This window comes from Cytobacillus sp. QJM3NY_8 (assembly GCF_056173585.1).
Genome location: NZ_CM149681.1, coordinates 2,353,685 through 2,367,544 on the forward strand (window position 1 = coordinate 2,353,685; position 13,860 = coordinate 2,367,544).

Below are 13,860 nucleotides of genomic sequence, written 5' to 3' on the forward strand. Positions count from 1 at the left end.
CAGCAGGGTGTCTGTTTCAATGCTTTTTAGTTACAATCCCCGGTTATGAATAATTGTACATATTTTCCATTATTGAAGGGAAATTAAATTAGCCTTTTGTATGCCTGTTCCATAATTTCTGCACAATTTATTGCCATACTAACTTCATGAAGAAAAGGAGGAATAGATATGCTGACAAGTAAAAAATTTGCGATTTGGCTGGTTTCTCTAACTGCAGCGATAACATTAACTGCCTGCGGCGGAAATGATGGGAATGCCGGTCAGGAAGGCACCAGCACTGAAGAAAGCACAACGAATAATGAAAGCAGCGGCCACTCAGGAGACCATTCAAGCATGGACCATTCCGGCTCCGGGGAAGTTCCTGAAGGAATAAAGGAAGCTGAAAATCCAAAATATGAAGTTGGAAGCCAGGCCTTTATAACAGAAGGACATATGGAAGGGATGGAGGGAGCCGAAGCAACAATTACAGGCGCATATGATACTACTGTATATACGGTCTCTTATACACCAACCACTGGCGGTAAAAAAGTTGAAAATCATAAATGGGTAGTTCATGAAGAGATTGCTGATGCAGGAGAAGAGCCATTTAAAGAAGGCGCCGAGGTAAAAATAAATGCAAGTCACATGGAGGGGATGGACGGAGCAGCAGCTGTAATCGATTCTGTGCAGAAAACAACTGTCTATACAGTTGACTTTACTACAGCTGACGGTCAGGAAGTAAAAAACCACATGTGGGTAACAGAAAACGAGCTTTCTCCATCTGAATAATACTGTAAGTTAAGGAGGTTATCTGCCGAAGATAAGCTCCTTAACTTAATTTATATTTTTTTAATAAATAGTAAACCAAAAAGGAAAAAGCAGTAAAAAGGAAAATGGCTATTTGCAGCTCCATTTTTAATTTTAGTGCATGTGAAACCGCAAAGGCTTCAATTAACAAAGCAGGTATTTTTCCGATGGTGCTGGCAATGCCAAAGGGCAGAAGCCTCATCCTGCTGTATGCTGCTGCCAGTGTGACTGCACCTGATGGGACAAACGGCAATACCCTCAGCAAAACAACCATGAAATAGGCAGCCGGCCCTTCCGCATTTTGGAGCTTAGAAAATAATTTGTTATTCTTAAGCTGAGGAAAAGAGGAGGTAAGCGCAGTGATTCCTTTACGATAAAGAATAAAACTTATAATTGCTCCAGCTGCTTCTCCGATGATTAATAGGATTAGCCCCATTTTCAGATCAAAAGCAGCAACTGTGCCCGCAGTAATAAAGGCACTTGGGAGGAAACCCGTTATCGCGGCAGCAATGTTCATGGATATGCTAAAAAAAGCTGCCAATATCGGTTCATCTGAAAGCCATCCTATGATATCAGAAAACATCCATTAATCCTTTCCGGCCCATTTATAGCCTAAACCCCAGACAGTCGTCAGATACTGATCTGCAGGAAACCCGGCTTTTCTTAATTTTTCCCGTAAATTTCTGACATGCGAATCGATGGTGCGGTCTTCGATTGAAACGCCATAACCCCATACAGAGCCTATTAAATGCTCACGTGAAAAAACTCTGTTCAGGTTTGAGAGGAACAGGCTTAACATTGAAAACTCTTTGGGAGTCAAAAGGATTTCCTTATTTTTATACCAAAGTTCAAAAGAATCTTCTTTAAGTTCCAGCCCTTTAAAGGTTTTGGTTTTTCCATCTTTTTTGTTTCTTCTCAGAACTGCTTCAATCCTTGCAGATAACTCCTCTTCATCGAATGGCTTTAAAATATAATCATCTGCTCCGATGTTCAATCCTTTTACAATGTCCGGCTTTTCGCTTTTCGCAGTAAGCATAATGATGGGAATATCCCAATATTTTTTTACCTCCTCGCATACTTTCCATCCATCCATTTCAGGCATCATAACATCCAAAAGGACGAGATCTGCTGAATGGGTTTCTAAGTAAAGCAAGGCATCTGAGCCTGATGCCAATTTAATGCAATTGTAGCCGAGGGGTGTTAAGTATAAAGAAATTAGATCCAGCATTCTTGTTTCATCGTCAACCAAAAGTATTGTTTTCACTTTCCGTTTCTCCCTTAAAAACAATTTCGAATTCTGTGCCGTCACCTTCTCTGCTGCAGACCGATATAGTCCCTCCATGGGCATGGACAAGTTCCTTAACAATGGCAAGCCCGAGACCAGTCCCTCCAAGAGCTCTTGCACGTGATTTATCCACTCGGAAAAACCGGTTAAAGATAAAGGGCAGTTCCTCTTCAGAGATTCCTCTTCCGGTATCCTTTATGTTAATGATGACATGTTTTTTGGTCCTGTTTATATTAATTGTTGTTTTATCTCCAGCTGTGGAATACTTAATGGAGTTATCCAGAAGATTAAATATGATCTGTTCCAGCCTTGATGCATCCGCAGAAATAGTGATTGATTCACGACAAATAACAGACAGCAGCATACCTTTTTCGGTGAATGCCGGTGAGAATTTTGTTTCAATTTTTTTCATAAAATCCTTCAGGTCAATAGATCTTTTTTTTATATCAAAGGTATTTTTATCAATTTTAGCCAAATCGAAAAGATTCTTAACCATATCTGAAAGCCGGTTGGTTTCCTCCAGAATAATTGATAAATATTGATTTCTTTCTTCCGGGCTCAGGTTCCGCTTCTGAACTATATCCGCATACCCCTTTATATAAGTAAGAGGAGTGCGAAGTTCGTGCGATATACTGGATAAAAATTCATTGCGTTCTTCTCTGAGATAATTCAGGTCATCCGCCAATAACTGAATGGACCGAGCTAAATCCCCAAGTTCATCGTCACCGGTTTTAGGAAGGGAAACTGAAAAATCACCGCTGCTAATTTGTGAGGTGGCTTCCTTCATTTTAATCAGCGGTTTTGCCAGTGCCTTTGATAAAAAGATGATGATAGTAATGGTAAAAATGACGGCAATGAAACCGGCGATTAAAAATTGTTCATTTAAGCGTGAAATTAACGACTGAATCCAAGCTGTATCCTGAAACATATATACATGGCCAGTCAGCACTCCATTCTGATCGATCGGGCTGACTGTTGAGATATAATCTTCCTCTTTCCAATTGTCCTCGATGGTTATGCCTTCCCTTATAGAAGATATTAGCGGCCTTTCTATGTACTTTTGGATCAAACTGCTATCAACAGAAGCACCAAGGATCTCATTATTCGTATTTGTAATAACTACATCTGTATTTGCTTCAGATTCCATCAGAGCCACATGGGAAATCGTATTTTCATCAAAATGCTTTTCGAGTATAGCACGGTGTGAATTGCCGCGTGTCTGCAGAGCTATCAGCTCTTCCTCCACACGTGATTCAACAAGGGTACTATGTAAAAAGAAGAACATAATTGTTTCAAGCCCAAAAAGGATCAGAAAGAACAACAGGCCCAGCTTCATGGAAAGTTTATTCAAAGAACTCACTCATTTCAAATCAATTAATTCTATTATAGTCGAAATGTTTGAAGAAACTATGCAGAAGAGGTATATGTTTTAATAGGACTGTAGAAGGTAAAATAGAATAATGATTTATCATAATGAAAAAAGTAAGTAACAGTCATACTGGAGGTTTTTTTATGAGTGAATGTAAACTGGATCACACACCGGAAGATGTACAAAATAAGTTTGAACAGCAGAAAGAATTTCTGCCGGACGATATGAGTTCTTTGTTTCAATCTTTTTTTCAGGAGGAACATACACAGGATATTTTAAATGAGGTATTCCATTTACTGAAAAAATTTGATCTTGCTTCCGAGGAGGAACGAACTGAGCGAGTCAACAGGCTTTATCTTGTATTAAAAAATGTATAATATAGAATTGCCGCATCTGATTTATTGTTGCGGCAATTTTTTATGTGTCTTACAATTTTTTTGTAGCTATTAAAATTTTATTTTAACAATGTATGTTTTTATGTTAATATGAAATTATAAAGAAATATAGAGTAGTATAATAATGAAAGCGATTTCACAAAAGGGAGTGACAAAGTTGAAGGAATGCCATAGACCTGTTTTTGACTTGGCGATCCGAACCGCAGATATGCTGGTTCGAATGTTTGGTTCCCGCTGTGAAGTGGCCGTGCACGATTTCAGCGACTTAAAAAAATCGCTTATTCATATAGCAGGAGATATAACGGACAGGAAAATCGGCTCACCCATTACAGATCTTGTATTGAATGAATTAGCCAAACATAAAAACGAAGTTAATGATATAGCCAATTATAAAACACAATCCAAAAAAGGGAATGTCATGAAATCATCCACGATTTTTCTGCGTGATGATGAAAATAAAGTAATTGGTGCATTGTGCCTTAATTATGATATTAGTCTGCTCATGCAATTTGGAGGAGAGATTGAAGAGTTTATCAGCTTTGATGAACATTCTTCTAAATCGGAGACCTTTTTTAATTCCGTCCAGGATGTTATTCACGAGATGGTGGATCAAGTACTTCAAGGCTTTAGGAAGGCACCTTCATTGATGACGCTCGAAGAAAAAGTTGAATGTGTCCGCCAGCTTGAAGATAAAGGGACATTCCTCATTAAAGGGGCAACTGATTATGTTGCATCTGTGCTTGGGGTTTCCAAATTCACCATCTATAATTACCTGCAGAAAATCAGAACGATTAATGAGCTGCAGCCGGAAGCTGTGGAGCATAAATAAAGAATTTTGAGGAAAAGCCTGCTTGCTGTAATTTTCATTGCAGCTATATGAATTAAAAGACCTTAAAAGTAAAGGGGCATAAAAAATGAAATACAGATCCGCGTTTGATATTATTGGACCGGTTATGATCGGACCTTCAAGTTCACATACAGCCGGAGCTGCACGCATTGGGCGTGTTGCCCGGACTCTTTTCGGAAAACAGCCGTCCAAAGCCGAGATTTCTTTATACGGTTCTTTTGCAAAAACCTATAAAGGACATGGTACGGATGTTGCCATTGTTGGCGGAATCCTCGACTTTGATACTTTTGACGAGCGAATTCCTTCTGCTCTTCAATTAGCTGAAGAAGCAGGGATTGAAGTCATTTTTACAGTTGAAGATACCGTTACAGACCATCCTAATACTGTACGGGTCAAGCTTACCGAAGGAGATCGTGACCTTGAACTTGTGGGGATATCCATCGGCGGCGGGACAATAGAAATAACCGAACTGAATTCTTTTGAACTAAAGTTATCTGGCGAACATCCTGCCATTTTAGTTGTGCATAACGATCAGTTTGGAGTTATTTCCGCTGTTACGAATATTTTATCAAAGCACCAGATTAATATTGGACATATGGAAGTTTCACGCAAGGAAAAAGGGAAAATGGCAATTATGGTCATTGAAGTGGATCAGAAGATCGGCCATGATGTGATGACAGAGCTTGAAGGGCTTCCGAATATCACTCAAATTATCAGAATGGTTGACTAATAGTTAGCTGGTCATCAGGAGGGAAAGTCTAATGTTGTTTAGAAATGTTGCTGAGCTTGTTGAGCTCGCTGAAAATAAAGGTGTAAAAATTGCTGAAATCATGATTCAGCAGGAGATAGAAGTAACTGGTTTGACTCGTGATGAAATTATCGCCAAAATGGACCGCAATTTGACAGTCATGGAACAGGCTGTCGAGAGAGGACTGAAAGGTGTCACGTCTGTTACGGGTCTGACTGGCGGTGATGCAGTCCTTCTGCAAAAGTACATTCAGAGCGGAAAGGCTTTATCAGGAAATATTTTATTGGATGCTGTCAGCAAAGCAGTTGCAACCAATGAAGTGAACGCTGCAATGGGTACAATCTGTGCCACCCCTACAGCAGGTTCGGCTGGCGTGGTGCCAGGCACACTGTTCGCTGTAAAAGAAGTTCTCAATCCAACACGAATGGAAATGATAGAATTTCTGTTTACTTCAGCAGCATTTGGCTTTGTGGTGGCAAACAATGCCTCCATATCCGGTGCAGCAGGAGGATGTCAGGCTGAGGTAGGGTCTGCAAGCGGCATGGCGGCAGCATCTATTGTAGAAATGGCAGGCGGGACACCAAAACAGGCGGCTGAAGCGATGGCAATAACACTTAAAAACATGCTGGGCCTTGTTTGTGATCCAGTTGCGGGACTAGTAGAAGTTCCATGTGTAAAGCGAAATGCCATGGGTGCTTCCAACGCCATGACAGCAGCAGACATGGCCCTCGCCGGAATTACAAGCAGAATTCCATGTGATGAAGTCATCAACGCAATGTTCCTTATCGGGCAATCCATGCCTTCAGCACTCAGGGAAACAGCTGAGGGAGGGCTGGCTGCCACGCCAACCGGAAGAAGACTGCAGGAAGAGATCTTTGGGAAAAAACAGTAAATTAGTTTATTGGGTTATAACACCAATTCTTTAGTGAATTGGTGTTTATAATTATGTGGAAAAAAGTTTATGCTAATTTAGGTTAACTTTAAAAAGGGGAGAGAAAAAAGAGTTTGAAAGTTATAAGATGGACTATTATCACTATTGCTATTGTGTTTATGCTGTTACTGGGAATTGCAGCTCCTGCCGCATTTATTGGGTTAGCTGTCTTTCTTATTGGATTATATTTAAATAATCAGTATCGAAAATATAAGATAAATTTCAAAAGATCTGGCTGGATTATGGCTGCAGGTTTTGTGTTATCCATTTTTTTAGCAACTGCAGATTCAGATGCAACAGAAACTGTAAATGAGCCTGAGAAAAAACAAATAGTAACAGATCAGAGTGAAGCAGGTAAGGCTGAAGAAGAAAAGCTTGCTGAAGAGAAGGCTAAAGAAGAGAAAGCCAAAAAGCAGGCAGAGGAGCAAGCCCGGCTGGAAGCAGAACAGGTAGAAAAACAGAAACAAGAAGAGGCTGAAAAGCAAAAACAGGAACAGGATCAAAATCAGGCTGCAGAGAGCTTGGGCCTGGAACTAGTTACCGTTGGCAGAGTAGTAGACGGTGATACAATTGAAACATCAGACGGGAGGAAAGTCCGCCTGATTGGAGTGAACACTCCCGAATCAACAACGAGAGTGGAAGAATACGGAAAAGAAGCAAGCCAATTTACCACATCTGAGCTGTCTGGCAAGAAAATCTGGATGCAAAAGGATGTCTCTGACACAGACCGGTATGGCCGCCTGCTTAGAATTGTTTGGGTGGACATCCCCACTGATGATATGGACGAAAATGAAATACGTGAAAAAATGTTCAATGCACACTTGGTTCTGAATGGTTATGCCGAGCCATCCACCTATAATCCTGATGTAAAATACAGTGAATACTTCAGAGAATTTGGAAGGGAAGCAAGGGAAGCCAATAAAGGGTTATGGGCTCTCGGGGATGAGGGAACAACTAAAGGGGACCTGGATTCTGCAGCAGCCAGCAGTTCTTCGTCAAGTTCGGGGAATGCCAGCGGAAGCGGGTCGAATGACAGCAGTGGGACAGCCAGCAGTACAGGCAGCAGCACTGAGTCCTACCAAAACTGTACCGAGTTAAGGAAGGTATATCCAAGTGGTGTGCCTTCTACACATCCTGCCTATGACTCAAAACATGATAGAGACAAGGACAATTATGCCTGTGAACGCTGATTAACTTTAAGCAATTATTAACCTGCATCCACTTATATTAAAGTTCAACTGCTTAATAGCGAAATAACCATATTAAGAGGCATCCTGTCATTTTAATAAGCAGGATGCCCCTATTTTTACTTCTTTCTAATATTATCCATGACAAATCCGCTTTCTGGCAATGAAGGCATTCGGGACAGGCTGAAGTTTAAATTTTGAACTGGAACATTGTAGTTTAAAAAATTCACCAGAAAATTTATACTCGTTTTTATAATCTCAACCGTAATGCCCTCACCTGGACAGCGGTGTCCTTTGGCAGGATCGCCACCGCCCTGGGGAATAAAATCGAAAAGGCTTCCATCCCAATCTTTAAATCTTTCTGGCCTGAATTCATTCGGTGACGACCAAAGCCGCTCATCATGGTTTGTACCATACATATCAAGCAGCACAAGCATTCCTTCTGTGATCTCAGCTTCTTTCCATGTGAAATTCTTTCTGGCCCTTGCACCAAGGAAAGGACCAAACGGATAATAGCGTCTTACTTCCTGAGCAAACATCTCAAGATATTCCGGAGGCCCGGATTGCAGCTGCTGTTTCACTTCCGGATATTCATGTACAGCAACGGCAGCGAAGACAATAAAGGTTGCAGTGGCCACAATTGGACGCAGCACATTAATTAATTCAACCGAAGCCATCTGAACATCAAGCTGTCTGCCGTTAAGTTCTTTGTGAAAAGCCATTTCATACAGTGCGGAACCTTTTTCTGCACTGTATGTACCATTGCGTACACCTTCCATAATCGATTTTACCCATTCTTCCGTACGGGATCGAGCTCTCCGGCCTTTCCAGTGACGAGGCCCTGCAGCACCAAAAGCATCAACCATCGCATAAAAATCTTCAGCACGCTCCTCTAATTCCGATTCCTTAAGGGGGACTCCTGCCCACTTGCATGCAATGCGGGTTAATAGCTTTTTCGCCTCATCAAAAAGAACGACATGCTTGGCTCCTTCCCATTTTGGGATTAATGCTTCCCACTCCTGTATGGCAAGCTTGGTGAGCCTTTTTTGATGTGGAGGTGTCATTAGTGACATGAACAGAAGCTTTCTGTGAATATGTGCTTCACCATCCATCGACTGAATAGCATTTTCGCCAAAAAGTGACTTCTGTATCCTTTTGGGCGCAGCACCTTTTCGCTGGAATAGACTGTCATCATAAAATACCTTTGCAGCTTCTTCTCCGCTTATACAAAGAACTTTTTCGCCCAGCAGGCGTGCTTCAAATAGATCAGATTGGTACTTTTCTGTTCTGTTTTTAATGAATAGATACCCTTCCTGTAATAATGTGAGGCTGTTATCAAGGTTTTTGTCATGGGGGATGTTACGATTAGTCATCTATCAATACTCCTTGTCTCAATATTATTAATCCATTCTTTTAGGCTATTTACTTAATTTCATTTCTTTAAACCTGTTCAGGATCCAGCATTATAATATTAAATATGTATACAGGGGGGATAATGGATAGATTCGGCTGCAGGTAAATGATTACTGGTTATCCTGCAGGCAGCGATCTGCCTGATTGAAGCAGAAAGATAAGGGTAGTGTCATAAAGCTTTAATAGACGGATCCAAAAAATAAAGAACACTGGCTCCTGCCCAGTGTTCTATGAGGTTCTTTTATGATGGTCATTCAATTTAATAAGGGAACCTCTTTTAATCCAATAATGAAAATTATCTGCCGGGAAAACTCCGCGTCCATTTGACCTGTCCATCTGGATGACAACGCTGTTCTGAGTCACCTCTAAAATTCTAAGTGTTTGGGAACGGTTAAGATTCGGCGCGAAAGTACTTTTGATTTCAAATTGCATATCCTTATCAAGGTTCAATGATGACACCTCCTAATGCTTAATTATTTTTAATGTCCCCATTCATTGTTTTTCTATCCAATTATTGGCCAGTATATTTTTGTTTATTAACTTATTAGAGAATTTGCAACTTTAGAATTTTTATAATAAACTGTATAATTCAATTGAGAACTATGAAATTAAACAAGCAGGTGAAGTATGTTGAAGGAAAAGATTAAAGTTGGATTAATAGGAATGGGTGCCGTAGGGGAAAGGATACTGCGTCAATTTCGGCAGCATGAGGAGTTTGAGATTGCAGCGCTTTGTGATCGAAAAGCCGATCGATTAGATAAATTTAAAGCTGAGCTGCCAGATGCAGCGATACATACCAATCATTTCGATCTGCTCAAGGACGAAACCATAAAACTCATCTATTTAGGTGTTCCGCCAAAATGGCATCATTCAATTAGCATGGATATTATAAAGAGCGGCAAGCATCTTCTTTGTGAAAAGCCCCTGGCCAATTCCATTGAAGAGGCGAAGGAAATGTATGAAGCTGCTGAAAATGCAGGAATCATCCATACCATGAATTTTCCAATGGCATACAGCCCAGCCTTTAAAATGTTTAGGGAAAAGATACAGAATGGTGAACTGGGTGAGATTAAGAAGGTAGAACTGCACCTGCAATTTACACAATGGCCGCGTGAATGGCAGCAGAACGATTGGATTTCCAGCAGGGAACAGGGAGGCTTTATCCGGGAAGTAGCTCCTCACTTTGTTCATATGATTCTGGACACCTTCGGAGAGCTGCTCCATGTCCGTTCTTTTGTGGAATATCCGGATAATGAACATCTATGTGAAACCAGCTTTACCACATCATTGAAGCTTTCAGGCGGCATTCCTGTTCTATTAAACGGTATAGCGGGAATTGGACAAAAAGAACATCTGTCTTTTAAGGTTTTTGGTGAAAAGGGCACGTTGGATATGCAGAACTGGAGTGTTCTTGTACAGAGTACGTCCGAAAACAGCGGAGAAATTTTAAGGCTTGATGAGCCGGAAAACAGTCTGCCTGCAGAACTCTGCAAAGCAATAAGAGGAGAACACGCATTATTGGTTTCCTTTAAAGAAGGGTATCAGGTGCAGAAGGTACTGGAAAAAATCCTATTAAGCTAATTAGAGGCACATTTGTGTCTCTTTTTTATTTATCGTTACCCTGGAAGTCCCATGCTTCTTCTTATGAAACAATACTCGAAAAAATCAGGTGTTTTAATGTATAATAATCAGGTGAGAGTTCTTCCCAGTAAAGAAGACTCTATTACTAATCATAAATTTCATAGATCCAAAGTTGAAAGAGAGTGGGACATATGGGCCGTAAATGGAACAATATTAAAGAAAAGAAAGCATCAAAAGACGCAAATACGAGCCGTGTATATTCCAAGTTTGCACTTGAAATATATGTGGTTGCCAAGCAAGGGGAGCCTGATCCGGAAGCAAACCAGGCTTTAAAATTTGTGCTCGAACGTGCAAAAACATATAACGTGCCAAGAAATATCATTGATCGTGCAATTGAAAAAGCAAAAGGCGGAGCGGAAGAAAACTATGATGAGCTTCGCTATGAAGGATTCGGGCCTAGCGGATCCATGATAATAGTCGATGCATTGACTAATAACGTAAATCGCACAGCTTCTAACGTACGTGCTGCATTCGGAAAAAATGGCGGGAATATGGGCGTGAGCGGATCCGTTTCCTATATGTTCGACTCAACCGCAGTTATCGGCATTGAAGGCAAATCGGAGGAAGAAGTCCTGGAAATCCTGATGGAAGCAGACGTAGATGCACGTGATATTCTGGAAGAAGATGATACGGTAATCATTTATGCAGAACCCGATCAGTTTCATGCAGTTCAGGAAGCATTCAAGTCAGCAGGCATCAATGAGTTTGCTGTTGCTGAATTAACAATGCTCCCGCAAAATGAAGTCACCCTTGAGGCTGATGCACAGGCTCAATTTGAAAAGCTGATTGACGCCCTTGAAGATCTGGAAGATGTCCAGAGAGTTTATCATAATGCAGACCTAGGTGAATAATAGAGAAAGAGAAGTCCACTTAATTGCTGGACTTCTTTTTTGTAAAATAATTTTATTATGTAAACTAATAAATCCAGTATAAAGTATTATGCATATGGAAAAAAAGGAATACTGGATTATCAAATTGAATTCACTCTCTTTTGCAAAACTGCTGAAAAAAATATGGTTTTATGGTGATATCAGCCGATATCTGTCGAATAGCAATTTGCTATTAAGTGCTATCTCCTTGCCGAATGTAAGTATTGTCCCTAATTTCCCATCCAAAGATACATTGGAGTTAAGTCTGACTAATGGAAAATAACTGCAATAGAAATTTCTGTGTTTAAATACTGTGTACACGGGAACTTGAATGGGGAAAGGAGAGTTAAGCACACATGAATACGTTTAAGGTTATTTATACTTTTGAAAAAGGTGTTACCGTAACAGAAGAGGTTGAAGCAGAAAATAAATCCGAAGTAATTGGAAGCATTAAAGACCTGGAAGGATTTGTAGAACTAACATGTACTGAAGGCCACTACCATCGATTTGATTTTGCAGATGTAAAGTTAGTCACAATTACAGAATAAAAGGAAGGCCAAAAACGGCCTCCCTCTAAAAGCCCGCCTGGTTAGCGGGTTTTTCATTTTCTTACAAGATCTCCAATGAGGATATATCTCTGTGGTGCATCGCCAATAAAGTCAAAAGGATAACAGGTTGTGACAGTAAGAGTTGCTCTCGGCTTAGGTACAATTACGGTTCTGTCGTCTGCATCGACGATTCTTACTTTACGAACTTTATAGGTAAATTCACCAGCAGAAGTGTTCACGACAAGCAAATCGCCAATGTCTACTTCTCCAAGTTTGCGAAAGACTGTATCCCGGTGGCCGGAAAGGACTGAATTGTCTTCTTCTCCTGGAAGGACGCTGCCGGCATAATGGCCAACTCCCTTTTCTAACTCATCTTCGTCCGTACCATGGAAGATTGGAAGATGGGCCGATATTTTAGGTATTGATAGTACGCCCATTTCTTCTCCCATTTCAGGACGGACAGTGTATAGGCTATGCTGTTCCGTTTTTTGTTCAGTCTTCACATCTGTTTTTCCAGTGCTGGAGGGATCTATATGGGCTGAAGTTTTTTGGCTATTCAAATATGGCATAAAATTTGAAGCGGCAATCCAAATTCCACCCAAAATAAACGTTAGACCAATAGCTCCTTTTAATGTAAGTTTCCTTTTCACGCAGCTCTCACTTTCCGTCTGTGTAAAATGGCCATCCCTATAAGGATCAGACCGATGCCTGCTAATACTCCTTCAATATAGTTGCCTGCTGTGTTTGGCAGTTTTCCGCCTTTTACAGTTTTTGGGTGTTTGGAAACTGGTTTGACTTTAGCAGGACCCTGCTTTTTGATAACAGTTTCCGCCTGATTCAAATCAGTCACTGTGTCTTCAATTAGCTCTGAACTGAACATCTCAGCTGTAATAATCATATCTGCCAGGAACTGGCCTTGAGTATTATAAAGTTCAATAAGCAGGTCATGGCCTTTTGTTTCTTCCAAAGCAACCATTTCAGCTGTTGTTAAATGGGTTTTTTCGCCATCTTTCACAAGATAAAACTCGGCATCAAGCTGGAATAGATCCATCATTTCCTGCATAATGCTGATAAGTTCAGCTATTTCTGCTTCTGTTAAATCCCCGGCACTATCAAACTCGCCAAATGCCATTAAACGGCTTTCAAGGTCCATCATTTTATCAAGCAAGTCTGGGTTCTCGAAATCCAAAGTCATAAAATGTGCAAATAATGCTTCAAGTTCTTCATCGGTAAGATCTATATCTGCGAGTATTTGGTTCATTTCGTCTTCACCAGGCAATTCATCTCCACCTAAATAAATGGAAACCATGATATCAAGGTCCTCAATATATTCGTAGTTTTCAAGGGAGTCATCGTTCTCCTCAAGCAGGGAAATGAGCTCTTCTTTTGTAAGCCCGTAATCATTTAATAGCTGCTTAAGAGTTTCTTCGTTAATTTCAGTGCCTGTATATGTTAAAAAAGATACAGTGGAATCTAGGGCATCAATATATCGGAAAACATCCCGAACATCATCAGTCGTTTCCATTTCTCCATTCTCCGCAAGCAGTGCCACTAACTCTTCCTCATTTTCAAAAACATATTCAGCTAAGAGCTGCTGGAGATTTTCTTCCGTAATAGGCTCACCCAGATATTCGATCATTTCCTCCAACGTATCGAAATCTTCGATATTCATATCCCAAAAATATTCCAGGTGGTCAATTAATCCTTCTTCAGACCAATTTGTTTCCTTAACGAATTCAGCCACTTCATCTTCACTTGGTGCTGCAAGGCTGACAGCCGGAAACAAACTTAACAATAAGATGGACGCAATAATTATACTTAGTCTTTTCAATGATAGTTCC

The 13,860-nt window shown here is 40.5% G+C and carries 16 protein-coding genes; 9 read left to right on the forward strand and 7 right to left on the reverse strand.

Annotated features, from left to right (window positions below; all coding sequences use genetic code 11):
- Positions 1–168: 168 nt before the first annotated feature.
- The gene (locus AC0VZ9_RS12265; RefSeq protein WP_071157802.1) at positions 169–768 is read left to right on the forward strand and encodes a YdhK family protein; all 600 of its coding nucleotides are present in this window, start codon (positions 169–171) and stop codon (positions 766–768) included.
- Positions 769–808: 40 nt separating this feature from the next.
- Here the strand turns inward: AC0VZ9_RS12265 and AC0VZ9_RS12270 are convergent, their stop codons facing one another.
- From AC0VZ9_RS12270 to AC0VZ9_RS12280, 3 genes are read right to left on the reverse strand one after another with little or no spacing between them, the layout of a single operon-like run.
- Positions 809–1,369, reverse strand: a complete 561-nt coding sequence (locus AC0VZ9_RS12270; RefSeq protein WP_071157800.1) for a TVP38/TMEM64 family protein — start codon at positions 1,367–1,369, stop codon at positions 809–811.
- A gap of 3 nt (positions 1,370–1,372) precedes the next feature.
- The gene (locus AC0VZ9_RS12275) at positions 1,373–2,050 is read right to left on the reverse strand and encodes a response regulator transcription factor (RefSeq protein WP_071157798.1); all 678 of its coding nucleotides are present in this window, start codon (positions 2,048–2,050) and stop codon (positions 1,373–1,375) included.
- The gene (locus tag AC0VZ9_RS12280; protein WP_071157796.1) at positions 2,028–3,422 is read right to left on the reverse strand and encodes a sensor histidine kinase; all 1,395 of its coding nucleotides are present in this window, start codon (positions 3,420–3,422) and stop codon (positions 2,028–2,030) included. Before AC0VZ9_RS12280 ends, AC0VZ9_RS12275 begins: the two co-directional genes overlap by 23 nt.
- 161 nt (positions 3,423–3,583) lie before the next feature.
- Here AC0VZ9_RS12280 and AC0VZ9_RS12285 point away from each other — a divergent pair, with 161 nt between their 5' ends.
- From AC0VZ9_RS12285 to AC0VZ9_RS12305, 5 genes are all read left to right on the forward strand, one after another.
- Positions 3,584–3,817, forward strand: a complete 234-nt coding sequence (locus tag AC0VZ9_RS12285) for a hypothetical protein (protein ID WP_009334778.1) — start codon at positions 3,584–3,586, stop codon at positions 3,815–3,817.
- Between the two features lie 166 nt (positions 3,818–3,983).
- Entirely contained in the window at positions 3,984–4,664 is a 681-nt protein-coding gene (locus tag AC0VZ9_RS12290; RefSeq protein ID WP_226280769.1) for a helix-turn-helix transcriptional regulator, read from the forward strand.
- Positions 4,665–4,749: 85 nt separating this feature from the next.
- A complete protein-coding gene (sdaAB, locus tag AC0VZ9_RS12295) occupies positions 4,750–5,412 on the forward strand; it encodes an L-serine ammonia-lyase, iron-sulfur-dependent subunit beta (RefSeq protein ID WP_009334776.1) in 663 nt (220 codons plus the stop codon).
- 34 nt (positions 5,413–5,446) lie between these two features.
- Positions 5,447–6,322 carry an L-serine ammonia-lyase, iron-sulfur-dependent, subunit alpha gene (gene sdaAA / locus AC0VZ9_RS12300; RefSeq protein ID WP_034297166.1) on the forward strand — a complete coding sequence of 292 codons (876 nt, stop codon included), beginning with the start codon at positions 5,447–5,449 and terminating at the stop codon, positions 6,320–6,322.
- A 113-nt stretch (positions 6,323–6,435) separates the two neighbouring features.
- Entirely contained in the window at positions 6,436–7,551 is a 1,116-nt protein-coding gene (locus AC0VZ9_RS12305) for a thermonuclease family protein (protein WP_083390498.1), read from the forward strand.
- Between the two features lie 116 nt (positions 7,552–7,667).
- On the opposite strand, the gene AC0VZ9_RS12310 is transcribed toward AC0VZ9_RS12305, so the two are convergent.
- Positions 7,668–8,921, reverse strand: a complete 1,254-nt coding sequence (locus AC0VZ9_RS12310) for a cytochrome P450 (protein WP_071157794.1) — start codon at positions 8,919–8,921, stop codon at positions 7,668–7,670.
- 268 nt (positions 8,922–9,189) lie between these two features.
- On the reverse strand, positions 9,190–9,420 hold the full coding sequence (locus AC0VZ9_RS12315; protein ID WP_009334772.1) for a hypothetical protein: 231 nt from the start codon (positions 9,418–9,420) through the stop codon (positions 9,190–9,192).
- Between the two features lie 168 nt (positions 9,421–9,588).
- Between AC0VZ9_RS12315 and AC0VZ9_RS12320 the strand changes: the two genes are divergently transcribed.
- The 3 genes from AC0VZ9_RS12320 to AC0VZ9_RS12330 all read left to right on the forward strand — a co-directional run bounded on the left by AC0VZ9_RS12320 (position 9,589) and on the right by AC0VZ9_RS12330 (position 12,019).
- A complete protein-coding gene (locus AC0VZ9_RS12320) occupies positions 9,589–10,542 on the forward strand; it encodes a Gfo/Idh/MocA family protein (protein WP_009334771.1) in 954 nt (317 codons plus the stop codon).
- A 191-nt stretch (positions 10,543–10,733) separates the two neighbouring features.
- The gene (locus AC0VZ9_RS12325; protein ID WP_009334770.1) at positions 10,734–11,453 is read left to right on the forward strand and encodes a YebC/PmpR family DNA-binding transcriptional regulator; all 720 of its coding nucleotides are present in this window, start codon (positions 10,734–10,736) and stop codon (positions 11,451–11,453) included.
- Positions 11,454–11,827: 374 nt separating this feature from the next.
- Positions 11,828–12,019 (forward strand): hypothetical protein, encoded by a 192-nt coding sequence (locus tag AC0VZ9_RS12330; RefSeq protein ID WP_009334768.1) that lies wholly within the window; start codon positions 11,828–11,830, stop codon positions 12,017–12,019.
- A 53-nt stretch (positions 12,020–12,072) separates the two neighbouring features.
- Here AC0VZ9_RS12330 and AC0VZ9_RS12335 read toward each other — a convergent pair whose 3' ends face one another.
- Together AC0VZ9_RS12335 and AC0VZ9_RS12340 are read right to left on the reverse strand one after the other, a co-directional pair.
- A complete protein-coding gene (locus tag AC0VZ9_RS12335; protein ID WP_009334767.1) occupies positions 12,073–12,669 on the reverse strand; it encodes a class D sortase in 597 nt (198 codons plus the stop codon).
- Positions 12,666–13,850, reverse strand: a complete 1,185-nt coding sequence (locus AC0VZ9_RS12340) for a processed acidic surface protein (RefSeq protein ID WP_071157792.1) — start codon at positions 13,848–13,850, stop codon at positions 12,666–12,668. The genes AC0VZ9_RS12335 and AC0VZ9_RS12340 overlap by 4 nt, the downstream gene beginning before the upstream one ends.
- Positions 13,851–13,860 lie beyond the last annotated feature (10 nt).

Coding starts and splice junctions, on each gene's coding strand:
- AC0VZ9_RS12265 (WP_071157802.1), top strand. CDS start 169: ATGCTGACAAGTAAAAAATTTGCGATTTGGCTGGTTTCTCTAACTGCA.
- AC0VZ9_RS12270 (WP_071157800.1), bottom strand. CDS start 1,369: ATGTTTTCTGATATCATAGGATGGCTTTCAGATGAACCGATATTGGCA.
- AC0VZ9_RS12285 (WP_009334778.1), top strand. CDS start 3,584: ATGAGTGAATGTAAACTGGATCACACACCGGAAGATGTACAAAATAAG.
- sdaAB (WP_009334776.1), top strand. CDS start 4,750: ATGAAATACAGATCCGCGTTTGATATTATTGGACCGGTTATGATCGGA.
- AC0VZ9_RS12310 (WP_071157794.1), bottom strand. CDS start 8,921: ATGACTAATCGTAACATCCCCCATGACAAAAACCTTGATAACAGCCTC.
- AC0VZ9_RS12320 (WP_009334771.1), top strand. CDS start 9,589: ATGTTGAAGGAAAAGATTAAAGTTGGATTAATAGGAATGGGTGCCGTA.
- AC0VZ9_RS12325 (WP_009334770.1), top strand. CDS start 10,734: ATGGGCCGTAAATGGAACAATATTAAAGAAAAGAAAGCATCAAAAGAC.
- AC0VZ9_RS12330 (WP_009334768.1), top strand. CDS start 11,828: ATGAATACGTTTAAGGTTATTTATACTTTTGAAAAAGGTGTTACCGTA.